The sequence below is a fragment of the Acidobacterium capsulatum ATCC 51196 genome, from assembly GCF_000022565.1.
Classification (GTDB): Bacteria; Acidobacteriota; Terriglobia; order Terriglobales; family Acidobacteriaceae; genus Acidobacterium; species Acidobacterium capsulatum.
The window spans coordinates 217,698-241,780 of the sequence record NC_012483.1 but is presented as its reverse complement, the minus strand read 5'-3'; the positions used below and the strand labels follow the sequence as shown (position 1 = coordinate 241,780).

The window sequence follows — 24,083 nt, the reverse complement described above, 5'->3', positions numbered from 1 at the left end:
ATGACGGATTCATCCATAGACTAACGAAACTGGAATACAGGCCCCTTCATAACCCCCTTCCCGGCGAACGGACAATGCTGCAGTGCAGGAAGGCGTACCCCTGATGAGGTTCGTGCGCACAATCCATGCATCCGCCGCTATCTGCTACCCCTTCAGTTCATGATGACCTGTTGAACGCGCTCTTTCGCGCCACTACCGATTTTGTATTCATGAAGGATATGGATGGTTGCTACGTGACCATCAATGAGGCCGGCGCGCGCCTGCTGGGCCTGAACCCGGACGAGATCGTCGGCAAGAATGACTATGCGTTGTTTCCGCGCGAGATTGCGGATCGCCTGGTGGAGCAGGACCGGCAGGTGATGAAGGTTGGCGCTCCGGTCAGCTATGAAGAGCAAGTCGCTTTCTCAAAGGCGGTTTTGCATCTGCACACCGTAAAAAGCCCCTGGCGGGATGCCTCGGGAGCGCTGCTGGGGACCGTGGGCGTGGCGCGTGACGTCACGGCGCGCAAGTGCATGGAGCAGGAGCTGCAAAAGGCCAAGTCCCGCTTTTCAAAGCTGTTTGCCTCTGACCTGATGGGCATACACCTTCCGGACAGGTTTGGCGCGATTGTTGAAGCGAACGACGAGTTTTTGAGGATTACCGGCTACACGAGAGCCGACCTGGAAGCGGGACTGGTCCGGTGGGACGTGATGACTCCGCCGGAGTACCGGCAGATCGATCAGGCCCACATTGCCGAAGCAGCCGAGCGCGGCAGCTGCACACCGTATGAAAAGGAATATGTGCGCAAGGACGGTACCCGCGTGCCGATCATGTGCGGGTATGCGCTGCTTGAAGGCTCGCAGGATGACTACATCGCCTTTATTCAAGATATGTCGGCGCTGAAACAGAGCGAGCAGGCTGTTTTGCAGGCCGAAAAGCTGAATACGGCCGGACGGTTCGCGGCCAGCATGGCGCATGAGATCAATAATCCCCTGGCGGCGGTGATCAACCTCGTGTATCTGGCTTCTCGCGATGAGAAGCTGGATGCCTCGACGCGGACGCTGCTGAGCGAGGCAGATCGGGAGCTGACCCGAGTCTCGCGAGTCGTGACGCAGACTCTTCGCTTTCATAAGCAATCCACGTTTGCGGCGCGGGCGGATGTGGTGGAGATTCTCGAATCGGTATTTCCGCTGTTTGCCTCGCGGCTGCGAGCGGGCAACATGACGCTGAGCCGGTCGTATGAAAAGGTTCCGCTCCTGCTGTGCTATCAGCATGAATTGCGGCATGCATTTGCCAATCTGGCAGGCAACGCATTTGATGCGATGCAATCGCATGGCGGCACACTGCGGGTTCGCCTGCGGCAGGGCCATCGATGGAAGAATGATCCGGTAGCAGGAATTTATGTCACGTTCGCTGACACGGGCACGGGCATTGCCCCGGCCATGCGGGAACGGATGTTTGAACCCTTTGTGACGACCAAAGAACAGACCGGCACCGGGCTTGGCTTATGGGCGACGAAGAATATTGTGGGCAAGCATCACGGGCATATCCGGTTCCGCACAGCCACGGGAGCCAAACGACGCGGGACGGTCTTTCGCATCTTTCTGCCCCTTGACGGAATTCCGCCCGAGGACCAGCAGGATGCGCTAGTGCGCGGATGAATGCGCCCGGCGGCGCGGCATAGCAAACAGAGTGCATATGGCCTGTGCAACCAGAGCCAGCGCGATGAGCAGGATGTAACCTTCCATGTGCGCGCTGTGCAGAACACCGAGCCATGCCTTCAGCGCCAGCCATAGAATGCCCACCGTGCCCAGACGTGCCAGTTGGCGAAGAATGCTGCCGGGCACAATCAGCGCAGTCAGCGTGAGCATTCCCTGGCCGAGGATGAGCGCCGCGATGAGCATTTGGCCAAGGTATCCGGGATGTTGCAGCCGCAGATCCATGATGCCCAGCCACAGAGCGCACACTGCCGTAAAGCTGCACAACGATACCAGCAACGGAGCCTGAGCAAACGTAGCCTGCAGAGCCGCGGGCATAAAGCTGAGCCACTGTCGCGCATACCAGAGACGCGCGCGCAGCGGCCCGGATTCCAGGACCCTGGCGTGCATCTCTTCGAGAAGATCACCGGGGATGGTTTCGCGATCACGCTCGGAGAGAAGCAAGGCCAACAAACGAATGGACCATGGCTGCTTTACTTCAGATTGCATGAGAACACCTCCAGATAACTGCTGCTTATGCGGGATTGAGAATGTGCCGCTGGCCTTTCCATAACGTATCGAGAGTGCGGCGGGTTTCGCGCAGCGCAGCCGCACCGTCCCCTGTGAGCCGGTAGTAGCGCCGGGGGCGTCCGCCCCGCTCGGTAGTGCCCTCGGCGAGAAACGAACTGAGATAGCCCTTCGCCTCCATGCGGTCCAGCGTGGTGTAGATGGCACCGGCCGAGAGAGTGCGGTTGCCGGCTACCGCTTGCTGGGCTGCGTGAAGAACAGAGCGGCCATAAGCGTCCTCACCAAGACTGGCCACGGTGAGAAGAACAATTTGCTCGAAGGTACCGAGGAGTCCCGACATTGCCTACAATGTAGGCAATGTGAGCCAAGTGCGTCAAGTGAAAACGCGAATTCCGCGAACGGCCGCAGAAAGGGCTACGGCTTCTCGGGCCAGGAGTGTCGCGGATAGCGGCGCATGAGTTCGCGGCGCACCTGCGGATAGAGGCGCTCCCAGAATCCAGCGAGATCGGTAGTCATCTGCACCGGGCGGTGATTGGGCGCGAGCAGATGCACAACGACCGGCGCACGCGCGGGTCCGATCCGCGGGGTTTCGCGCATGCCGAAGAAGTCCTGCAGGCGCGATGCGATCCACGGTGGCTTGCCGGACTCATAGTGCACGCGGGTTTGACGCCCGGAGGGCAGGCGAAGCGAGGTGGGAGCCAGATCGCTGAGACGCCCCCCGGCGAGCGTGCGTTCGAGCAAAGGCAACAGGTGAGTGGCTTCGGCGCGCAACTCGGCGAAGCTGGCGAGCCCGTGGCAGAGCTCGCGCAGGGGCTGGGCAAGATCGGGCGCGGTGACTCCGGCGAACTCGGCGCGCGCCATGAGTTGCGCAAGAGCCTCGGGATCGACGAAGCGCTCCATTCCCGCGTCGAGGGCACGGGCGGCGAGCAGTTCGGCGGTGCGTTGAGGGTCGGGGTGGACGTGACGGGATTCCTGCAGCACCAGTTCCTCATAGACCAGGCGGCTCACGGCTTCCACGCGTTCGGCACGCGGATTCCACATCAGATCGATGCGCTCTTCAATGCGCTCCGGAAAAAGATCGAGCAGCCACTCGGGCTCGATGCGCGCGGAAATCCGGATGAGGGGCAGCGGCTTGTCCTTGCGGTCTTCCGCATCGACGGCAACCAGAAACTCGCCGTCGCCCGGCTCTCCCGTGAGTTCAGCGGAACCGCCACTTGATAAGAGCACCTGATTCCCTGCTCCGGTGGCGGTTTTGCCCGACGTGCGGCGGCGGGCCACACGATCAGGAAAGCCGGTGAGGATGGCTTGCAGCAAGGCGTCGTCGTTGGGCGCGGATTGCCTCGAAGGACGGACAGTACGGCGCAACTGCTCCACATGTTGGCGCAGTGCCGGGTCAGTGCCGCGACGCATGCTGTCGAGTGCGTGCAGCAGATCAGGATGCGGCGATGGAGTGCCGGATGCGAGCAGGGCGGCAACGAGGCATGCGTCTTCGCCGACGCCTCGCTCTTTTGCGGAGAGCACCACGCGCGCCAGGCGTGGGGGCAGCGGCATGCGCACCAGTTGCTGCGCCGCCTCGCCGTGCGCACCGAGACGGTCCAGGAGGGATTCGGCGGAGCGCACGGCGGCCTCAGGCGGCGGATCGAGCCAGGCGAGCTGCTCTGGATGATCGATGTTCATGGCGCGGAGCGCGAGACATAGCTGCGAGAGGTCGCCACGCAGAATTTCAGGTGTGTCGTGATCGGGGCGAAGCTGGAAATCCTCGGCCGGATAGAGGCGAATGACGCGGCCGGGGCCGGTGCGGCCCGCGCGGCCGGCGCGCTGCGTAGCAGAGGCTTTGCTGATGCGGGCGATTTCGAGCGTGGGCAGGCCGGTCCAAGGCGACCAGGTGGCGATGCGCGCGAGACCGCTGTCAATCACAGCGGAGACGCCATCGATGGTGATGGAGCTTTCCGCAACGTTGGTAGCAAGAATGAGCTTGCGGCGCGTGGAGGGCGCGACGGCGCGATCCTGCTCCTCAGGCGTCAGGCTGCCGTGCAGGGGCAGCATGAGCAGTTCGGCGCGGCGGACAAGTTCTTCACAGGTGCGCATGGCGCGGCGAATCTCCGCAGCGCCGGGCAGAAAGACGAGCATGTCGCCGGTATGCCCCTCGCGCAGCAGCATCTCGACGGCCTGCGCCACCTGCGATTCCAGCGGCGCGGGCGAGTAGGGCTGATTTGTAACCGTGAGTGGAAACAATCGGCCTTCGGAGCGCAGGACGGAACAATTGCCGAGAAAGCGCGCCACGGGTGCGGAGTCCAGCGTGGCCGACATGACCAGCAGGCGCAGGGAGGGACGGCGCTGCTGCAGGCGCCGGAGCAGCGCGAGCGCGAGATCGCTGTCGAGATGGCGCTCGTGGAATTCGTCGAGCACCACGGCATCGACGCCGCGCAGATCAGGATCGCTGAGCAGGCGGCGCGTGAGAACGCCCTCGGTCAAAAAGCGCAGGCGGGTGCGCGGCCCTGCGACCTCTTCAAAGCGCACCTGGTAGCCGACGGTTTCGCCAGGGTGCTCGCCAAGTTCGGCCGCAACGCGGCGAGCGGCAAGGCGGGCGGCGATGCGGCGCGGCTCCAGCACGAGCACTTCGCCGGGAACGGCGTCGAGCAAGGCCGGAGGCACACGCGTGGTTTTGCCCGCGCCGGGAGCGGCCTCCAGAACCAGATTGGCGGAGCGGCCCTCAGTTGCGTCGAGGGCCTTGAGAATCCGCGGCAGCAGCGTGTCTACCGGCAGTGCGATTTTGCTTTTCACCGTGTTTCATCGGAACACGGCAGGGGTTTGGGGTCAAACCGGAAAAGCACGGCCGGGGCGAGAGATGGCGGGCGGGCTATTTTCCGTCTTCGCCGGTGTTGCCTATCTGAATGGAATGGCCTCCCGTAAGAGGACCGGACGGTGTGCTTTCACTTTGGGCAGCGATGGAATACTCCCAGGAGAAGCCGTGGCGAACGTGATTGAGGTCGATGTGGCGCGTCTCATTGGCCGCAAGGGTCAATGTATGGGTGCAGTCCATCTTGCGGACAAAGAGCAGCGTGCATGGAGTGGAACCGTTGCTGATTTGCAGCCCTCCTTCATAGGGAACGATGCATGGATCGGGGCTGGGGGTGAGTTGGTCGCTGATGGTCAACACAGCATTCTGAAGATCGACTTGATTCTCCATTTCTTTCTCCTGGGCCTGCGGCCGGCATGTGGGGTGAGGACATCACTTTTGAGGGAAATGCACCGAAGGGTCCTGAAGCAGTGACTGAGCCTCGGGATCGCTCAGCGCCTGATTGCGCGAATAGCCTTTGCGAAGCGCCTGATTGAGATAACGAACCGCCTCTTTTCTGTTTCCCAGGTTCTCGTAGACAACGGCTACGGCCTCAAGGGTAGAGGGGTCGTCTGGAGAAATGGCGAGAGCGGTCTGGATGTAATTGTGCGCCAGAGAGTTTTGCCCGGCCTGCGCCAGCAGGTCGGCGTAAGAGACGACGGCGACCGCGTCGTGAGGATGATTCTTCACATAGGTCCGCAGCATCTGCTTTTCCTTTTCCGATGTGCTTTGGACGCATGCTTTGTCTTTCACCCACTCGCAGGAGCCTCTCAGATCATCCCAGACAAGATAGTTAGCGGCATTGAACTGCAGGGCTCGGCGCAGCGCATCCACGGCCTCGGGGAAGCGGTGCTCCAGATAGTAGAGATTGCCGAGATTGGCCCATCCGGCATAGGTGGGGTGCAGGGCGAGCGAGCGGCGAAGCAGCCCCTCAGCCTTGTGCAGCGATGCCGGATCACCCTGGTCTTCATACGCTCCCGCGAGATTGAGAAGCACGGTGGCATTGTCGGGAGTAATGGCCCGCGCGCTCTGGTATGCGGCTATGGCCTGAGGGTACTTGCCCTGGCGGTCATAGAACATGCCCAGGGCATTGTAGCCATCCCAACTGTCCGGCTGCAGGTTTGCGGCACGAACGAACTCGGCCTTGGCGTCCTGGAATCTGCCGGCGTTCTCATGAACGCGGGCCAGGCCATCCAGGGCATCCGCATTTCTGGGGTCCAACTGCATGGCCCGCTGGAATTGCTCCAGGGCCAGGTCCTGCTTGCCCTGCGCACGATAGACATTGCCGAGGGTGACATAGGAGGCAGGCAAGGAACTGTCCAACTGAATCGCCCTCATGCAATTGGCCTGAGCCTGCCGCAGCCACTGCTCATTGGGTTGCATGCTGTACTTTGTCCAGTCGGCAAAGCCCAGCTCGGCATAGCCCAGCGCAAACGCCGGATCAGACTGCACGGCCTGCTGAAGAAGATTGATCGCCTTATCGAGATTGCCCGCCTGATCGTAACGCTCCACGTACCCGAGCGCCGTCAGGTAATCCTGATACGCCACAGGGGAGGCGCTGCCGGCGGAGTCGCCGGAGACCGAAGGCATATGAACATGCATCATGCGAGCGAGACTCGCGACCGCCCGGGTTTCAAGACTGGCAACATCGCCATCGGTGCTGTTGAGCGTGACGGAGCCCAGCTCACGCAGATGAGCCGCATCGATCAGCTCTACCTGCAGACTGGTCGAGAGGCCGGAACGCTGCACGGAGCCTTCGACGACGAGATTGGTTCCGAGCTCTTTGAGCGCGGCTCCGGGGGCGTTGATTTTGCGGCGGCGAACTTCGCTGGCGGGCACGACCCACAGCGAGGGATTTCTGGTGCTGAGGTTGGCGAGCCGGTTGGTGAGCGACTCCATGAGTCCGGCGGCAAGAGCTGCCTGATCCGGAGTGCTCTCCACGCCGGAAAAGGGCAGCACGGCGACATGCTGCTGTTCGGGCGCGGATGCGAAAATGCCGCGGAGCGCATGACGCGCCGCCGGAATCAGGAGCACACAGAGAGCGACGACGAGGATGGCCGCGGCTCCGGCGGCCAAGGCTGCGCCCCGGCGCGGGAAGCGGCCATCTTCCTGCGTGAAGCGCGAGGCTGAGTCGCGTACGCGGCGCAGCTCGGCCTGGCCGTGTGTGGAGGGCGGCAACGACGGCTGGCTGGGATCGGGCATCTGCGCAAGCAGCGTTTCGAGATCCTGCATGAGCACCTGGCAGGAGCCGTAGCGGCCTGCTGGATCCTTGGAAAGCATGCGGAAGAGGATGGTCTGCAGATCAGGTGGCAGCACGTCAAGATGCTGCGGTGCGTCATGCAGGATGGCATAGAGGATGCCTGCAAGCGTTTCGCGGTGAAAGGGATGGCGGCCGGTGAGCATCTCCGCCATGACGACGCCGAGAGCCCATATGTCGCAGCGACCGTCTACGGGGCGGCCCATGGCCTGCTCGGGGGCCATGTAGGCGACGGTGCCGGAGGTCTCGGTGCGCGAGACGGTTTCGCCGGTGAGGATGTAGGCCAGGCCGAAGTCGACGATCTTGGGTACATCCTCGGCGCTCATCATGATGTTGGAGGGCTTGATGTCCCGATGAACGATGCCCTGCGCGTGCGCCTCGCCGAGACCCCGCGCGATTTGCAGGGCGAGCTGCAGCTTGTCGCTCAGGGAGGGCTGGCGGCGGCGAATCCAATCGGTGAGCGGGCCGCCGTCATAGAACGGCATCACAAGAAAGGTGCGGCCGTCCGAGGTCTGCTCCATGCCATAGACCAAGCCGAGATTGGGATGGTCAAGCGTGGAGGCCGTGCGGGCCTCACGAAGCAGCCGCTCTTTGTCAGAAGAATGGATGCCAGTGTCAGCAGGAAGGAATTTGAGCGCGACCATGCGCTGCAGCCGCTGATCAAACGCACGCAATACGGTGCCCATGCCGCCGACCCCGGCGACGTCGAGCACACGGTAGTTTTCCGCGACGATCTCTCCGGCGGAGAAACTCTGAAAGGATTCCCGCATGATCTTCCTGGCTATGCCCTTGGTAATGAGGCGATGTTACGGGCAAATGGGGTGAGGAGCAAGATGCACGATTGGCTCATCTCCCTGCGGAAGGAATGGATGAGGCCGCCAGAGAGCTGGGACCTCATTCAAGAAGAATCTGGAGCAAGCAGGCTCAGCGGGTCGCTTTGGATAGCCGGGCGCGCAAACGGAAGGGCAGGTCATTATCAAAATGGCCTCGCAGCGCATCCAGGAACGATCGCACACAGATCGTGTAACGGACCCAGAGATCTTCCCTGTCGATCAATGTAGCCCGCAGCAGGTGCTTCCCTGTTTGCACGAGATGGACTGCAAGGGATCTGCGCCCGGGACGCCTCAACCCGGTATGAATGTCCATCCACATGCCGTTGCGGCGTCCAAAATATCCCATGCAGTAGCGGTCCGTGGGAAAGACTCGGAACTGGCGGCCGAAACGCTTCTTAAAACGGTCCGCACCCCGGGCTTCCTTATGGATCACGACGCTTTCGGGCGCATAAGCAATGTCGCCGGTGGCCAGAAGGCGAAGGCAATACTCGGTGTCGTCATGATGAAGAAAGAACTCCGCCCGGGGAAGACCGATCTTTGTCATTGCGGCATGGCTGAAGGCCACACCGACAAAAGAAGAAAACTGAAGCCTCTGGTATGGAAACTGGGGCGGCGCGGCGACGCCCACCACTGGCTTAACGTCTACCAGGTCTGCACCGTTCAGGTCCTTTTTTAGACTGGCAATTCCGACAACCTGAGGATACTCAGTGTAGGGCAGCAGTTTCTCCAAGGCATCCGGAAGCGGCTCCGCATCGTCATCCATAATCCAGATCCAGTCATTGCCAGCTTCAAATGCCGTTTTGAGGCCGGCGTGGAAGCCGCCGGCCCCTCCGGTATTTTTCTCAAGCCGCTGGTAAGAGATCTTCGGGTGGTCCATCAGGCCCGCGTCGCGGAGGTATTGCGGCGTTCCATCGGAGCTGGCGTTGTCGACCAGGTAGATGTGATCGGGAACGCGGGTTTGCCGCAACAATGCCTGCAGGCACTCGCCCAACATCACCTTACGATTAAACGTCACCACCACGACGGCAAATTTCACGTCTTACACCCCAATGCTTTTTGCGGTGGTGAGAGCGGCTGCGACCACCTGGTCCATATTGTAGTAACGGTACTGCGCGAGACGGCCTACAAAAAAGACGTTGGGCTCTGCCTCGGCCAGTGCCTTGTAGCGCTGGAAAAGGTCCTGATTCACGGGGCGCGGGATCGGATAGTAAGGATCGCCCTCGGCCTCAGGGTATTCGCGCACAATCGACGTGCCGGAGTGCTGTTGCGCCGTCAGGTATTTGAATTCGGTGATGCGGGTGTAGGCGTGGTCATTGGGATAGTTGACCGTGCCGACGGGCTGAAACTTAGAGGTGCCCGCCAGATGCTCGTGCTCAAAACGCAGCGATCGATACGGCAGTTTGCCGTAACAAAAGCCAAAATATTCATCGATCGGGCCAGTGTAGACGAGGGTCTTCCACTCATAACGGTCTCGCACGGAGGCAAAGTCTGTGCCCACCTCAATGCGGATGTTCGGATGATCGAGCATGCGCGCGAACATCTTCGTGTATCCCTCTTTGGGCATCTTCTGGAAGCTGTCGGTAAAGTAGCGATCATCTGTATTGGTGCGCACAGGAATGCGAGCAGCCACGAGTGCCGCAAGCTCAGAGAGATCGAGCCCCCACTGCTTGCGCGTGTATCCGCGGAAGAACTTGTCACACAGGTCGCGCCCTACGCTTGAAAGCACCACATCTTCGCTGGTGCGGATCGGCTCGCGGGGCTCGCGGACGCGATTAAAGTATTCGGCCACTCCCTGCTCATCGAGCGAAAGACCATACAGCTTATTGATGGTGGTCTGGTTGATCGGAATCGGGTACGTCTGGCCTTCCACCACGGCGAGCACGCGATGCTCGTAGGGAATCCAATCGGTGAAGCGCGTGAGATAGTCCACGACCATTTCAGAATTGGTGTGGAAGATGTGCGGCCCGTAACGATGAATCAGGAGGCCATGAGCGTCTGACTCATCAAATGCGTTGCCCGCGATGTGGTCGCGCTTATCAATAATCAGAACCGATTTTCCGGCGGCGGCGCAGCGTTCGGCAATCACGCTGCCGGCAAAACCCGCGCCAACAACCAGTACGTCAATCTTCATGCGATCTTCTCCCTGAGCATCATGGGATGCACTTCGAGCAGTGGGGCAGCCAATAGCCCATGATTTGCCAACTGCAATGAATGGTTTCGACGAGCGCCGACGCATCCACCTCCCGTTCTACGGGTGAAACTCAGTGAGATGGAGCAACTGGCGGCACAATGGAAAAGCGGGCTGGAACTTCCCGCTCAGTATATCGCCTGCCCTCTCTGTCTTCAGAGAGACGTGGATGGGAATTTGATCTTTTCTTTGACACTTTATAGAGGGTGGGAGCTGCCCCTCGAAGAGTCCTTCCCGACCTGTCGGGATCGCAGCCGAAGTGCGGATTTCCATGCCCTGCGAGCCGCATTTTCCGGCTTTCGCAATGGACGCGGCTCTGCGACCAATCCCCATATCCTGAAAATCCAGAGACGCGATTCTTCCAAAAACGGGATATTCACAGCGCGGCTGCACAGTGGCTTTCGGGAGCGTCCCTGCCGTCAGCACCTCAAGTGACTGTAAATATGGTGAAAAACCCGAATATACTGGGGAGAACCCGAGTACAGGAAATGGAAGCCGCATTGGCAATTCATTTGCTATGTATTTGATATTCGGAAGCCTGGTCGCTTCCAGAGGGAGTGCCTCATCCGCGCATGGAGAAGTCACTGCAAACCCGGGTATCGGTTGTTCTGCTGGCGGTGCTCACGCTGGCGGCCGTGGCGTTTGCGTTTCTCAACTTTGCCCAGGAGAGCCACACCCAATTCCCGACCGATGGCGTGATCTGGATGGAAGGCCATGGCGGGCTGGTGGCCGAACATGTGCTGCCCGGCAGCCCCGGCCAACTGGCGGGCATCAAGGCGAAGGACATTCTTGTTTCCGCCAACGGAGCCGTGACCGATCGCATTGCACAACTGGCCCGCGAAGAGGCTCAGACGCGCGTTTATGGCACCATTCACTACACGCTGATCCGGCGTGGCATTCGGCTGGTGGATGTGCCGGTCATTCTGGCGCAACAGGATGAAAGCCTCAACCAGGGGCTGCGGCTGATTGCCCTGGTGTACCTGTGCATCGGCTTTTATGTTCTCTTCCGGCGCTGGACGGCACCGCACTCGCTGCACTTTTATATCTTCTGCCTGGTCTCATTTGTTCTTTACGCATTTCACTACACCGGGCAGTTTGATTTGACCGATCAGGTCGTCTACTGGAGCGGCATCGTGGCGGCGGCGCTGCAGCCAGCGCTGTTCCTGCACTTTGGCATCACCTTTCCAGAGGATCGTCCCCGCCGGCGCTACGGCGTGCTGGCTTTTGTGTATCTGCCAGCAGTGCTGATTGTGGCCCTGCAGGTGGTGGCCCAGCAGTTCTGGCAGGCCACCGAGGTGCTCAAGCATCATCTGGATCAAATTGCTCTCGGATATCTGGCGGCCTATTACCTGATCACCGCCGTGGTGCTCTGGGTGCATTACCATCGCAGCCGCGTGCCCCTGCGGCGGCAGCAATTGAAATGGCTGGTGCGCGGCACCGTCATCGCCATCGTGCCTTTCACGGTGCTCTATGTCGCGCCCTTTCTGGCGAGCATTCCCGAGCCCAGCCTGGTCACGAAGCTGGCGGGCATTTCGCTGGTCTTTTTGCCGCTGACCTTCAGTTGGGCGATCGTTCGCTACCGGCTGATGGATACCGACCTGATCTTCAAGCGGGGCGTGACCTACACGCTCGCCACCGCACTGCTGGTCGGCGTCTATTTCGGCGTAGTGGCAGTGACGGCGGAAACGGCGCACCGCACGCTGCCGAAGTTTGGCGGCTGGGGCCTGATCATTGCCGTAATTTTGACGGCGCAGGTTTTCGATCCGTTGAAGAAGCTGATTCAGCGGCGCGTGGACAAGCTGTTTGACCGGCAGAAGTATGATTACCGGTCCACGCTGATCGAGTTTGGCCGCAGCCTGAGCACCGAGACCGACATGGACGCGCTCATGAATGCCATCGCCGACCGGCTGCCGCACACGCTGCTGGTGGAGCGGGTGGCGGTCTTTTTGTCAGACCAGCCCGGGCATTACCGGCTGGCCAAGGCGCATGGATTCCCTGCTTCGCTGATGCAGGCCGAGTCGACACTGGATCTGAACTTTCTGGATTTTGATCAGCCCGACGCCGGGTCGCATATCTTTTTTGAGAACACGCAGGCGGCGCTGCATTTGACCGAGAGCGAGCAGCGGTCGGTGAATCTGCTCGACCTGAACTACTATCTGCCCTGCCGCGTGCAGGATCGCACGATTGCCGTAATTGGTCTCGGCAAAACGACGGGGGGCGATTTTCTCTCCAGCGAAGACATGGAGATGCTCGAGTCGCTGGCCAGCTACATCGGCATCGCGCTGCAGAATGCAAGGCTCTACTCAAGTCTTGAGCAGAAGATTACCGAGTTTGAGCGGCTCAAGGAATTCAACGAGAACATCGTGGAGTCGATCAACGTCGGCATTCTCGCGGTGGACCTCGAGGACCGCGTCGAAAGCTGGAATACGCAGATGGAAGTGCTGTTTGCCCTGCCCCGGCGCGAGGCTCTGCGGCAGCCGCTGTCTGAGGTCTTTCCCGAGTCGCTGTACCGCGAATACCAGACCGTAAAGGAGCAGCCTGGCGTTCACCACTTCTATAAGTTCCGGCTGCAGACGAATGCCGGTGAGTCGCGCACGGTGAATGTGGCCGTTGCGCCGCTGGTGTCGCGTGACTTTGAGACGGTGGGCCGCATTCTGTTGCTGGAGGATATTACGGATCGCACGCAACTGGAGTCGCAACTCTCGCAGGCCGAGAAGCTCTCGTCCATTGGCTTGCTGGCCGCCGGCGTGGCACACGAGGTCAACACGCCGCTGGCGGTGATCTCGTCGTACACGCAGATGCTCTCCAAGCAGGTGCGCGGCGACGACCGGCTCTCTCCGCTGCTCGACAAGATTACGCAGCAGACCTTCCGCGCCTCAGAGATTGTCAATGGCCTGCTGAACTTCTCGCGTACCGGAACCTCGGAGTTCCGCGAGACCGACGTGAATACGTTGATTCGCGAGACGCTGACGCTGGTGGAGCACCAGTTCAAGACCGCACAGATTGAGCTGGTGATGGACCTCTCGGCGGACCTGCCGACGATTCGCGGCAATGCGGGCAAGCTGCAGCAGGTGTTTCTCAATCTGTTTCTGAATGCCAAGGACGCCATGCATGGCGGCGGCCAACTGCGCGTCAGCACCCTGGTGAACGGACACGTCACCATCGCGATTACAGATACAGGCTCAGGCATTTCGCCTGAGAACATGCAGAAAATCTACGACCCGTTTTTTACGACTAAATCCGCTCCCAAGGAGGGGCAGCGCCGTGGTACAGGCCTCGGCCTGGCCGTGACCTACGGCATTATCCAGGAACATGCCGGCAAGATCCGCGTCGAGAGCGAAGTCGGTTGCGGCACCACCTTTTACCTTGAATTCCCCGTGCTAAGGAAACCGGCCCATGTCTGATGCTTTCACTGTTACGCCGTCCGTTGACACCCCTTCTCCGCCAGAGACACGTCAAAAGATTCTGATCATTGACGATGAAGCCGCATTGCGCGAAACGCTCGAAGCCCTGTTGTCGCTGGAGGGTTACGAAGTCGAAACCGCAATCCATGGGGAAGCTGGTCTCGAAAAGATCGACCGCAACTCCTATGATCTGGTGCTGCTGGATCTGGCGCTGCCGGGCAAAAACGGCATTGAAATTCTGGGGCTGATTCGCGACCGGAATGCCGACCTGCCTGTGATCATGATCACGGCCTTCGGCACCGTGGATAACGTCATGGATGCCATGCGCGCCGGCGCGCAGAACTTCATCCAGAAGCCGTGGGACAACGAAAAGCTGCTGGCCGACATTCGCTCGGCGATTGCGCGGCATCAGGCTGAGGAAGAAAACATTCAGTTGAAGCGCGCGATGAAGCAGCGCTACAACTTTGCCAACATCGTGGGCAAGAGCGAGCCGATGCTGCGCATCTTTGACCTGGTGGCCCAGGTGGCTCCCAGCCGGTCTACGGTGCTGATTCAAGGCGAGAGCGGCACGGGCAAAGAGCTGATTGCGAAGGCTCTGCATGCGAACTCCACGCGTCGCGACAAGCCCTTTGTGCCGGTGAATACCGGCGCGATGCCGACCGATCTGCTCGAATCGACGCTCTTCGGACATGTGAAGGGCGCCTTCACTTCGGCCATCGCCTCGAAGAAGGGCCTGTTTGAAGTGGCGAACGGCGGCACGCTCTTTCTCGACGAGATCGGCACGATGGGCATGGACACGCAGGCCAAGATTCTGCGCGTGCTGCAGGATCGCCGGTTCATGCAACTGGGCGGAACGCAGGAGATTCAGGTGGATGTGCGCATCATCGCCGCCACCAACGTGGAACTGCGGCAGGCCGTGCGTGAAGGGCGCTTCCGCGAAGATCTCTACTACCGCCTGAACGTGATTACGGTGGAAATGCCGCCGCTGCGCAGCCGCCGCGAAGACATTCCTCTGCTCGCGCAGCATTTTCTGAAGCGCTACTCGGAGGAGAACACTCTGCCGCTGCGTGCGCTCACGCCGGAGGCGCTGCGCATCCTGATTGATTACGACTGGCCGGGCAATGTGCGCGAACTCGAAAACGTGATTGAGCGCGGCGTGGTGCTTTCGGCCACGCCCTCCATCAATGCCGACCTGCTGCCGGGGCATATCACGGGGCGCAATTATTCCACCAGCCTGCTGGAGCACAGCCCCGATGCCTCGCTCTTTGAAATATTGGAAGACATTGAGCGCCGCATCATCATGGCCAAGCTCGAGCGCTGCAACTGGAACCAGACGGACGCGGCCGAGCAGTTTCGCATTCCGCTCTCGACGCTGAACCAGAAGATCAAGCGGCTCAACATTGAGATACGCAAGCGGGGCCGGGACTAGAGCCGGTTGGCCGCGACGGCAGCGCGCCCGGATGGCGGCAGCAAGATGCCTCTAAAATCGAGAGAAGATAGAACTTGTGGCAGTCCTTTGACGGCTGGCCGCATCTAAAAGGCAGATACGGACCATGCCCATAGCCACGCTGGATACGACTGCAAAACGCTGGGTTCTTTCTGTGCAGGAGTATGCGCTGCTGACCACGCGCGCCCTGCTGAACCTCTTTCGGCGTCCTTTCTATTGGTCCGACATTGTTTTTCAGGCCGACTACATCGGCATTGGCTCGCTGCCGATCGTAATTCTGACCGGCTTTTTCACCGGCGGCGTCCTCGCTCTGAACAGCGCCTCCACGCTGGCGCAGTTTGGCGCCACAGCGGTCACCGGCCAGTTGGTCAGCCTGTCGATGATCAAGGAGCTCGGCCCGGTGCTGACCAGCCTCATGGTCAGCGGGCGCAATGCGTCGGGCATGGCCAGCGAGCTAGGCTCAATGATTGTGACCGAGCAGGTGGATGCCATGCGGGCGCTCGGCACCGACCCGATGAAAAAGCTGGTGATGCCCCGCATCGTGGCGACGGTCTGCATGATGTTTTTCCTCACGATTGTCTCCGACGCTATCGGCACCCTGGGCGGAGCTTTCGTCTCGGGCATCCTGCTGGGGCAGAACACCTCGCAGTACTTTCACACGGCTTACCAGGCGCTGCGGTATCCAGATGTGTTTGAAGGGCTGATCAAGCCGGTGATCTTTGGCTTCATCATCGCGACGATCGGCTGTTTCTATGGGATGAAGACGCGTGGCGGCACGCAAGGTGTGGGTCGCTCGACCACGCAGGCGGTGGTGGTGGCCTCGGTGCTGATCATTGCGACAGACTTCTTTATCAGCCAAATCGTGATCAGCATTTTTGGACGATAGAAACTGTGAACGATAAGCATTGCGGACGATGAGCACAGCCACCCATCCAATTGCCGAGCCTGCCGCGAGTTCCACCGAGCCTGTGGTCGTGTTTAGTCACGTCTCGATTGGATTTGACGGCAAGCCGGTGCTCAAGGACATCTCCTTTGAGCTGCGGCACGGGGAGACGAGAATTCTGCTGGGCCCGGCCGGCGTGGGCAAAAGTGTTCTGCTGAAGCTGACGAACGGGCTGCTGATGCCCGACGCCGGCTGCATCACCGTCTTTGGCAAAGATCTGTGCCACATGAAAGAGCGGGATCTCTTTGCGCTGCGAGGCGAGATCGGAACGGTCTTCCAGGAAGGCGCGCTTTTTGATTCCATGAACGTGCGCGACAATGTGGCGTTTCGCCTCATTGAGGAGCACCTGCCCGATGAGGAAATTGACCGCCGCGTCGAAGAGGCGCTGCGCTTTGTCGAGCTGGAGCACACGATGAAGAAGCTGCCATCGGAGCTTTCCGGCGGCATGCGGCGGCGCGTGGCGATTGCCCGCGCGATTGTCACCGAGCCGAAGCTGCTGCTTTACGATTCGCCGACCGGGGGGCTTGACCCCATCACTTCGACCACCATTATCGAACTGGTGATCAAGCAGCGCGATGCCTCACAGACCTCCTCGCTGGTGGTGACTCACCGCCTGCAGGACGCCTTCATGATGGCCACTCACCGCTACGATTCCGACTGCAAGTGCATCAAAGCATTGCCCAAAGGGGAAACCGATCCCAATACCAGCTTTCTGGTTCTGCACGAAGGACAACTGGTTTTTGACGGGACCACCGAAGAGCTGGTCCGGTCAGATGATCCCTTTCTGCGCGACTATTTGAGATAGCTCAAAGAATTTTCCTGCCTCTAACCGTCCTTTTCTTTATTTTTTCTCATGTTCTTCCCTGCACCCTCCGATGTGGTGAGGAGAGGCCCATAGCGCGGCACGGCAGGGATTTCTGAGCCCCCCTTCTCAACGGAAAGAGCTGAGCACGATCACTTTCCGGAGATCCCCCATCCAGAGGCCGGAGGCCGGACCCGCGCATGAGGTTCGCAGAGTGAACCGGCAGATCGTGCCCGGAGAGTGTGGATGAATTTCGATGGCCTTTTGACGGCTCTGGTTCTGGGCGCTCTGGTCCTGATTTTCGGATCGATTTTGCGGCGCAGCGGTCATGCCGGTTTGCGCTTCTGGTTTCTGGGCTGGACTCTGATTCTGATTCATGTGGTGGTGCAATGGCTGGGTCTGCCCTTTGCCAGCCAGGAGAGCCAGACCGTCGTGGTGATCGACATGCTCCTGCTGGCTGGAGCAGCGTTTCTTCTGTCCCTGATTCCGACACCAAGTTTCAAGCCTGCAATGATCCTGTGCGCCGTCATGTTCGGCGTATCGGCCAGTCTGTATTCGGCATTGGTGATTATTGGAATCACCCAGCCCTGGCTGATGTGGCCGCTGTTTGCCGCCAGTTGCATCAGCCTGAGCGTAACCCTGCTGCATGCACAGGAAAACCGAAGGCGGCGCGACCGGCTGCTGAGGATAGCCGTGGCAGTGGTCACGGCCACACTGGCCGGCATTGATTTCTTCTTTAACCCTCCGCTCGATGGTGGACTGCTGGCACTGCTGAGCGCGATCTATCTCGCTGACGGGCTCGCGTACTACCGGCGCTTTCGCAGAATCTCGAGCGGTGTGTGCACGACCTTGCTGGGCTTTGCCGCCTGGGGGCTGGTGTGGCCTGTGGCTTCTTTGCTCGGCCACTACGCACCCCACTTTCAGGCTCCGCCGGTGCTTTGGAATCTGCCGAAGCTGTTTGTAGCGATCGGCATGATTCTGACGCTGCTGGAGCAGGAAACCCTGCGCATGGCACGCGAGGCCGAGCGCAATCGCACGCTCTATGACAAAAGCCAGTGCGGATTATTCCTGACGAACATGAGCGGCACGTTGCTGGACTGCAATGATGCGCTGGCGCGGATGAGTTCGCGTGGATCTTCGCAGGCGATGATCGGCACCAGTGCCGTTGCGTGCTATGCCGACCCGGCAGAACGTGATCTGTGGATCAGAGACATTCTGCGGGATGGCTCGATAGAAAATCGCGAATTGCACCTGATTCGCCCGGACGGCACGGCGTGGATCGCGCTGATGAATGCGAAGCTGCGGAGAGACCTTCGCGGACAGCCGATGGAGATTGAAGGCGCCCTGCTCGACGTCACAGAGCACCGGCGCATGCACCGGCAACTGCTGTGGCAGGCACGGCATGATCCTTTGACCGGGCTGGCCAATCGCGCCAGTATGGAAGACGCCGTGCAACAGGCGCTGGCCGGCGCGGACGCAAATGGATCACAGGTCGCGATGATCTGCATGGACCTGGACCAGTTCAAGTGGATCAACGACAACCACGGTCACACTATTGGCGATGGCTTTTTGCGCGCCTTTGCGCAGCGTCTCAAGACTGCCGTCACTGCCCCTGACCTGCTCGGCCGCGTGGGAGGAGACGAGTTTCTGCTGCTGCTGCGCAACGTCAGCAGCGAGCAGGACGCCGCCGAGCGCCTGGAACGCGTGCTGAAAACGCTGGACAAACCGCTCGAAGTGGAAGGCCACACGCTGCGCCCGTCTGTCAGCGCGGGAGTTGCGATTTATCCTTGCGACAGCGCACATGCGGCAGACTTGCGCCGCCATGCCGACCACGCGCTCTACCGCGCCAAAGAAATGGGGCGCGATCAATACCAGTTCTACTCGCGCAATCGCAAGAAGATCGACGACGACATTGCGCTGGAACGGCTTTTGCACCGCGGCCTCAAAGAAAACTGGTTTGTGCTGCACTACCAGCCGCAGATGTTTGCAGACGGCGGATTTTTTGGTGTGGAAGCCCTGCTTCGCTTTCAGCATCCGGAGCGCGGACTGTTGCAGCCGGCGGACTTTCTCAGCATTGCCGAACGCAACGGGCTGCTGCATCCGCTGGGCGAGTGGGTGATTGAAGAGGCGTGCCGCCAACATCGCGAGTGGCAGAGCCAGGGCCTGCCCATGCTGACCATGACCGTGAACGTCTCTGCCGTGCAATTTAACCGGCCCGACTTTTGCGAGAGCGTGGAGCGCATTCTGCTGCGCCAGCAAATGCCGCCGGAGTATCTGGAACTGGAGATCACCGAATCGCTCGTGATGAATGACTGCGAAGATTCCGTGGCGCAGATGAAGCGGCTGAAAGAGCTTGGCATTCGCATTGCCGTCGATGATTTTGGCACCGGCTATTCTTCGCTGAGCTATCTGCACCGCCTGCCGATCGATGTGCTCAAAATCGACCGCTCATTTATTGAAAAGCTGCAGGAGCCGCATGGCACGCTGCCGATTGTGGAAGCGATTATTTCCCTGGCCAATTCGCTTCATCTGCAGGTAGTCGCCGAAGGCATTGAGCATGATTTTCAGCGCCAGCTCTTGCGGCATCTGGGGGCCCACCGCTTGCAGGGGTACCTGTACTCGCAGGCCATCCCCGGGCAGCGGCTGGGGGAGTTCCTCATGGCGCAAGGCTTGTGGCGCATCCAGGGAGGCGCGAGCATGCAAGCGCTCACAGCGGTGGCCAGCGCGGCGCACTGAAGCAAGAGCTTCCCACAATATCCCGTATCCACAATTCCCCGCCCTGCCGCTTTCGCACGCCGGGCCGCCTCTGCTAGGCTGAGATGTTTTCAACCCGCAGCAGGAGCAAGCGACCGATGGCCTTCCCGTTTCAAGGCGTTGATTTTCTCAACTTTGACTCACTCCTCACCGAAGACGAGCGCATGGTGCGCGACACCACGCGGCGCTTTGTGGAAGAGAACCTGATCCCGATCATTGAGCAGTGCAACCGCGAGGGGCGCTTTCCGCGCGAGCTGGTCAAGCCGATGGGCGAGCTGGGCTTCTTTGGCGCCAATCTTGAGGGCTATGGCTGTGCCGGCATGTCCAACATCGAGTACGGGCTGGTCATGCAGGAGCTGGAGCGGGGCGACTCGGGCCTGCGCAGCTTTGTGAGCGTGCAGTCGGCGCTGGTGATGTATCCGATTTATGCCTTTGGCTCAGAAGAGCAGAAGAACGAGTGGCTGCCGAAGCTGGCCACGGGCGAAAAGCTGGGCTGCTTTGGGCTGACCGAGCCGGATTTTGGCTCGAACCCCGGAGGCATGCGGACCCGAGCCCGCAAGACCGCCGATGGCTATGTACTCAATGGCGAGAAGATGTGGATCACCTCAGGCAGCATCGCGGATGTGGCCGTGATCTGGGCCAAGGTGGAAGACGAAGACGATCGCGTGCGCGGCTTTCTGGTGGAGACGGATCGCAAGGGCTTCGAGGCGCGGGACGTGCATGGCAAGTGGTCGCTGCGCGCGTCGGTCACCTCGGGGCTTTCGCTGCAGGACGTGCATGTGCCTGCGAAGAATCTGCTGCCGGGCACCGGCGGGCTGAAGTCGCCGCTGATGTGCCTCAACCAGGCGCGCTACGGCATCAGTTGGGGAGTGATTGGCGCGGCGATGGCCTGCTATGACACGGCGCTGCAATACACGCAGACGCGCAAGCAGTTTCGCGACCAGCCGCTAGCCAGCCACCAGCTTGTGCAGGAGAAGCTGGCATGGATGATCACCGAAATCAGCAAGGCGCAACTGCTGATTCACCACGTGGGCAAGCTCAAGGATGCAGGCAAGGTGGGCTTTGAGCACATCTCCATGGCCAAGCGGAACAACGTGTGGATGGCGCTGGAGTGCACGCGCATCTCGCGCGACATGCTCGGCGGCAACGGCATCACCGACGACTACCCGATCATGCGGCACATGATGAATCTTGAATCGGTGAAGACGTATGAGGGCACGCATGACATTCACACGCTGATCATTGGCAACAGCGTGACGGGGATTCCGGCGTTTTAGTCTCGCCAACCGGTCGCAATGCACAAGTGTGCTATCCGTGCGACAATCATTCCGTTCGCGCTGTACAGCTTTTGCTTTCCCTCAAAAGGAGAACCCGGTGATGAAGCGTTTGCTGTTGTCATTTGGCCTGGCCGCTCTGGTGACGGCTTCCACATTTTCAGCCTCTGCACAGATGAAGAAGAAGGCTCCGCTCAGCCCGCCTGAGCAGGTGTCGGCCATGGCGAATGGGCAGACCATCAGCATCAAGTACTCGTCGCCACGGGTGCGCGGCCGCGAGGGCCACATCTTTGGCCCGGGCGGACTTATCAGCCATGATGTGCATTATCCCGTATGGCGGGCCGGCGCAAATGCCGCCACCACGCTGACCACCACCGCGGACCTGACCATCGGCCATCTCGAAGTGCCCAAGGGCACCTACACGCTCTTTGTGAACATCAAAGACCCCAATCATTGGGTGCTGATTGTGAACAAGGAGACCGGCGAATGGGGCCTGGCCTACAAGGCCGCCGATGACCTCGGCAGCGTCCCGATGCACATGCACAAGCCGAAGCACATGATCGAAGACCTGGTGTGGAAGATCAAGATCAACGATCAGGGCAAAGGCAAGCTGGTGCTCGCCTGGGAGAACCATAAGGCCTCGGTTCCCTTCCGGATGCACTGAGTCTCACAAGCACCTATGCACAAAGCCGCAGCGGCTCTCACCGCTGCGGCTTTTTGCATTCGGGAGTACTCTGTCGGTAGATGGCTGACTGTCCCCAACCCGGCCTTTCGTCCCTTCCTCTTACAGAAGCAAGGGTTCAGAGAAACTTTGCGCCGCTCTTCTCACGCGTGCTTGCCGATGATCGCATTTATCTCATGACGCAATCGCTGGGCCGGCCGCTGGACCGCATGGCCGAAGATGTGCAAGAGGCCGTGGATGCATGGTACGGGCGGCTAGGGAGCGGATGGGACGACTGGCTGGCCGCCCGCGAACACTACCGCAGCCTGATTGCCTGCCTGATCGATGCCGGGTGCCTGTCCTGCGTGGTGCCCATGACCTCAGCGGGCGAGGGGCTGCGCACCGTGCTGAACGCGCTCACCGCCGCGAAAGCAGAACCGATAGAAGTTCTGATGACGACCGGCGAGTTCACTTCTACACAAGTCGTGCTGGAGCAATATGCCGCGGCGGGACGCATTCGAGTGCGCCGTGTGGCTCCGGATAAGCGGGGGTATTTTGCCCTGCAGACGCTGATGGATGCGGTCACGGCCGGGACGGGTCTGGTGGTGGTCTCTGAGGTCATGTTTCAGACCGGGCAGTGGCTGCGGAATCTCGACCAACTCGCAGACGCATGCCACGCGAAAGGCGCGCGCCTGCTGGTGGACGCCTACCACTCGCTGGGAGCGGTGCCGGTGGATGTGCGGCGGATGCGCACCGATTTTATGACCGGCGGCTGTTACAAATATCTTCGCGGCGGCCCGGGCGCGGCGTTTCTCTATCTTTCGCCTGAGCTACTGGAGTCCGGGCTGGATTCGGGGCTGGTTCCGCTGGACGCAGGCTGGTTTGCTCTGAAGCCCGATCGCGCCACCGATGACTTCAGCCGCGCGGCGCTCATGCCGGGTGGCAACGCCTTTCTGCAGGACACGCCCGATGTGCTGCCGTGGTACCAGGCGCGCAGCGGCCTCGAGTTCACACTGGAAGTCGGCGTCAACCGTTTGCGCGCCTATGGGCTGGAGCAGCTCCGCTTTTTGCGAGCGGCGCTCGAAGATGCCGGTGTACCGCGCGTGCATGGGGCAGACGACGAGCACGGAGCATTTCTGGTGGTGCGCCACGCCAAGGCAGCCCTGCTGGCCGAAGCGCTGCGCGAGCAGCAGATTGCGGTGAATGCGCGCGGAGAGTGCCTGCGTCTCTGCCCGGATTGCCTCACGCGGCAGGAAGAACTGCTGCGGACGGCCGCCGCACTGGGCAAGCTGATGCATGAAATAGGCGCGTAACCTGGGCCACGCGCCTGGGTTGGGTACCGGTGCGCGCCACTCAGGCGAGCGCCAGGGCGCGAATCTCTTCCTTGCGTACAGTGAGCTGCTCGATGAGGTCCGCACGCACTTCATAACCGCGCCCGGCCACATCGGGCACCGCAATCTCCCCTTGTGCATTGACGGTCACGGCCGGCTCAATGATGTCTTCGGCCCAGTAGCGGCTGGAGGCCGACACATCGCCGGGCAGCGTGAAGTTCTCCAGCGACGAAAGCGCAATGTTGTGCGCGCGGCCGATGCCGGTCTCGAGCATGCCTCCGCACCATACGGGGATGCCGCGCTCCTGCGCGACATTGTGCACGGCGATGGCCTCGCTGAAGCCGCCGACACGGCCATTTTTGATGTTGATAATCTGGCAGGATTCCATATCGATGGCTGCCAGCGCGTCGCGCCGGTTGCGAATCGACTCATCGAGGCAGATGGGCGTTTCGAGCCGCTTCTGCAGCATGGAGTGGAAGTAAAAATCATCGGACCAGAGAGGCTGCTCAATCATCAGCAACCGGAACTGATCAAACGAGGCGATGTGGTCGGAGTCGCGCAGGCGGTATGCGGAGTTGGCATCGCAGCTCAGCAGAATGTCAGGCCAGCGATTGCGAACCGCCTCGAAGACCTTCACGTCCCAGCCCGGCTTGCACTTGAGCTTGATGCGCTGATAGCCGGCCGCGAGCGACTGCTCGATCTCACGCATCAAGTCTTCCAGCGTCGGCTGAATGCCGATGGAGACGCCGCAGGGGATGGTTTCGCGCACGCCGCCCAGCAGCACCGACAAGGGAATCTCCTTCATCTGCGCCTCGGCATCCCAAACGGCATTTTCAAGCGCAGCCTTGGCCATGCGATGCCCGCGCACGTTGCCGAAAATTTGATGACACTTGCCCCCGTGCTCAGGATCAGCCGCAGCCAGGGCGGGCGCAAGCTCCTGCGAGATGACGAGCCAGGCCGTATCGATGGTTTCGTCAGAGAAAAACGGGTGCTCGCCCGCGACGCACTCCCCCCAGCCGGTATAGCCTTCGGCCTTGAGTTCGACGAGCAGAATGCGACGGTTGGTGGTTTTGCCGAAACTGGTCTCAAAGGGCTTCACGAGCGGCATGCGCACTTCGCGGAGCGTAATCGAATCAATTTTCATAA

17 protein-coding genes are annotated in these 24,083 nt (G+C 60.6%); 9 read left to right on the top strand and 8 right to left on the bottom strand.

Annotated elements, in window-relative coordinates:
- Positions 1-170: 170 nt before the first annotated feature.
- Positions 171-1,640, top strand: coding sequence for a PAS domain S-box protein (locus tag ACP_RS00945; protein WP_169305884.1), 1,470 nt, complete (start codon positions 171-173; stop codon positions 1,638-1,640).
- Here ACP_RS00945 and ACP_RS00940 read toward each other — a convergent pair.
- The 7 genes from ACP_RS00940 to glf all read right to left on the bottom strand — a co-directional run bounded on the left by ACP_RS00940 (position 1,626) and on the right by glf (position 10,264).
- A complete protein-coding gene (locus tag ACP_RS00940) occupies positions 1,626-2,186 on the bottom strand; it encodes a hypothetical protein (RefSeq protein ID WP_012680591.1) in 561 nt (186 codons plus the stop codon). The two genes, ACP_RS00945 and ACP_RS00940, sit on opposite strands and share 15 nt — an antisense overlap.
- A 25-nt stretch (positions 2,187-2,211) precedes the next feature.
- Entirely contained in the window at positions 2,212-2,544 is a 333-nt protein-coding gene (locus ACP_RS00935) for a PadR family transcriptional regulator (protein WP_012680590.1), read from the bottom strand.
- Between the two features lie 74 nt (positions 2,545-2,618).
- The gene (gene hrpB / locus ACP_RS00930; RefSeq protein ID WP_012680589.1) at positions 2,619-4,988 is read right to left on the bottom strand and encodes an ATP-dependent helicase HrpB; all 2,370 of its coding nucleotides are present in this window, start codon (positions 4,986-4,988) and stop codon (positions 2,619-2,621) included.
- A gap of 76 nt (positions 4,989-5,064) precedes the next feature.
- Positions 5,065-5,394: a hypothetical protein gene (locus ACP_RS00925; RefSeq protein WP_012680588.1), complete on the bottom strand. Its 330-nt coding sequence runs from the start codon at positions 5,392-5,394 to the stop codon at positions 5,065-5,067.
- Positions 5,395-5,436: 42 nt separating this feature from the next.
- Complete coding sequence (locus ACP_RS17060; RefSeq protein ID WP_012680587.1) at positions 5,437-8,070, bottom strand: serine/threonine-protein kinase; 2,634 nt, start codon at positions 8,068-8,070, stop codon at positions 5,437-5,439.
- A 154-nt stretch (positions 8,071-8,224) separates the two neighbouring features.
- A complete protein-coding gene (locus tag ACP_RS00915) occupies positions 8,225-9,169 on the bottom strand; it encodes a glycosyltransferase family 2 protein (RefSeq protein WP_012680586.1) in 945 nt (314 codons plus the stop codon).
- Between the two features lie 3 nt (positions 9,170-9,172).
- Positions 9,173-10,264: a UDP-galactopyranose mutase gene (gene glf, locus ACP_RS00910; protein ID WP_041839153.1), complete on the bottom strand. Its 1,092-nt coding sequence runs from the start codon at positions 10,262-10,264 to the stop codon at positions 9,173-9,175.
- A 629-nt stretch (positions 10,265-10,893) separates the two neighbouring features.
- Between glf and ACP_RS00900 the strand changes: the two genes are divergently transcribed.
- From ACP_RS00900 to ACP_RS00865, 8 genes are all read left to right on the top strand, one after another.
- Positions 10,894-13,725, top strand: a complete 2,832-nt coding sequence (locus ACP_RS00900; RefSeq protein WP_041839760.1) for an ATP-binding protein — start codon at positions 10,894-10,896, stop codon at positions 13,723-13,725.
- Positions 13,718-15,154: a sigma-54-dependent transcriptional regulator gene (locus ACP_RS00895; RefSeq protein ID WP_012680583.1), complete on the top strand. Its 1,437-nt coding sequence runs from the start codon at positions 13,718-13,720 to the stop codon at positions 15,152-15,154. The genes ACP_RS00900 and ACP_RS00895 overlap by 8 nt, the downstream gene beginning before the upstream one ends.
- 124 nt (positions 15,155-15,278) lie before the next feature.
- Positions 15,279-16,058, top strand: a complete 780-nt coding sequence (locus tag ACP_RS00890) for an MlaE family ABC transporter permease (RefSeq protein WP_012680582.1) — start codon at positions 15,279-15,281, stop codon at positions 16,056-16,058.
- A gap of 28 nt (positions 16,059-16,086) precedes the next feature.
- Positions 16,087-16,920 (top strand): ABC transporter ATP-binding protein, encoded by an 834-nt coding sequence (locus ACP_RS00885; protein WP_041839151.1) that lies wholly within the window; start codon positions 16,087-16,089, stop codon positions 16,918-16,920.
- Between the two features lie 243 nt (positions 16,921-17,163).
- A complete protein-coding gene (locus ACP_RS17055; protein WP_052294632.1) occupies positions 17,164-19,653 on the top strand; it encodes a putative bifunctional diguanylate cyclase/phosphodiesterase in 2,490 nt (829 codons plus the stop codon).
- 116 nt (positions 19,654-19,769) lie between these two features.
- On the top strand, positions 19,770-20,948 hold the full coding sequence (locus ACP_RS00875) for an acyl-CoA dehydrogenase family protein (RefSeq protein WP_012680579.1): 1,179 nt from the start codon (positions 19,770-19,772) through the stop codon (positions 20,946-20,948).
- A gap of 100 nt (positions 20,949-21,048) precedes the next feature.
- On the top strand, positions 21,049-21,609 hold the full coding sequence (locus tag ACP_RS00870) for a DUF2911 domain-containing protein (RefSeq protein WP_012680578.1): 561 nt from the start codon (positions 21,049-21,051) through the stop codon (positions 21,607-21,609).
- A gap of 194 nt (positions 21,610-21,803) precedes the next feature.
- Positions 21,804-22,919 carry an aminotransferase class V-fold PLP-dependent enzyme gene (locus tag ACP_RS00865; RefSeq protein ID WP_238525611.1) on the top strand — a complete coding sequence of 372 codons (1,116 nt, stop codon included), beginning with the start codon at positions 21,804-21,806 and terminating at the stop codon, positions 22,917-22,919.
- A 40-nt stretch (positions 22,920-22,959) separates the two neighbouring features.
- On the opposite strand, the gene menC is transcribed toward ACP_RS00865, so the two are convergent.
- The gene (gene menC, locus ACP_RS00860; protein WP_012680576.1) at positions 22,960-24,081 is read right to left on the bottom strand and encodes an o-succinylbenzoate synthase; all 1,122 of its coding nucleotides are present in this window, start codon (positions 24,079-24,081) and stop codon (positions 22,960-22,962) included.
- Positions 24,082-24,083: the final 2 nt, after the last annotated feature.

Excerpts from the sequence above, each read along its gene's own strand:
- ACP_RS00940 (WP_012680591.1), bottom strand. The coding sequence starts at position 2,186 with ATGCAATCTGAAGTAAAGCAGCCATGGTCCATTCGTTTGTTGGCCTTG.
- ACP_RS00935 (WP_012680590.1), bottom strand. The coding sequence starts at position 2,544 with ATGTCGGGACTCCTCGGTACCTTCGAGCAAATTGTTCTTCTCACCGTG.
- ACP_RS00925 (WP_012680588.1), bottom strand. The coding sequence starts at position 5,394 with ATGGAGAATCAAGTCGATCTTCAGAATGCTGTGTTGACCATCAGCGAC.
- ACP_RS17060 (WP_012680587.1), bottom strand. The coding sequence starts at position 8,070 with ATGCGGGAATCCTTTCAGAGTTTCTCCGCCGGAGAGATCGTCGCGGAA.
- glf (WP_041839153.1), bottom strand. The coding sequence starts at position 10,264 with ATGAAGATTGACGTACTGGTTGTTGGCGCGGGTTTTGCCGGCAGCGTG.
- ACP_RS00900 (WP_041839760.1), top strand. The coding sequence starts at position 10,894 with ATGGAGAAGTCACTGCAAACCCGGGTATCGGTTGTTCTGCTGGCGGTG.
- ACP_RS00895 (WP_012680583.1), top strand. The coding sequence starts at position 13,718 with ATGTCTGATGCTTTCACTGTTACGCCGTCCGTTGACACCCCTTCTCCG.
- ACP_RS00890 (WP_012680582.1), top strand. The coding sequence starts at position 15,279 with ATGCCCATAGCCACGCTGGATACGACTGCAAAACGCTGGGTTCTTTCT.
- ACP_RS00885 (WP_041839151.1), top strand. The coding sequence starts at position 16,087 with ATGAGCACAGCCACCCATCCAATTGCCGAGCCTGCCGCGAGTTCCACC.
- ACP_RS17055 (WP_052294632.1), top strand. The coding sequence starts at position 17,164 with ATGAATTTCGATGGCCTTTTGACGGCTCTGGTTCTGGGCGCTCTGGTC.
- ACP_RS00875 (WP_012680579.1), top strand. The coding sequence starts at position 19,770 with ATGGCCTTCCCGTTTCAAGGCGTTGATTTTCTCAACTTTGACTCACTC.
- ACP_RS00870 (WP_012680578.1), top strand. The coding sequence starts at position 21,049 with ATGAAGCGTTTGCTGTTGTCATTTGGCCTGGCCGCTCTGGTGACGGCT.
- ACP_RS00865 (WP_238525611.1), top strand. The coding sequence starts at position 21,804 with ATGACGCAATCGCTGGGCCGGCCGCTGGACCGCATGGCCGAAGATGTG.
- menC (WP_012680576.1), bottom strand. The coding sequence starts at position 24,081 with ATGAAAATTGATTCGATTACGCTCCGCGAAGTGCGCATGCCGCTCGTG.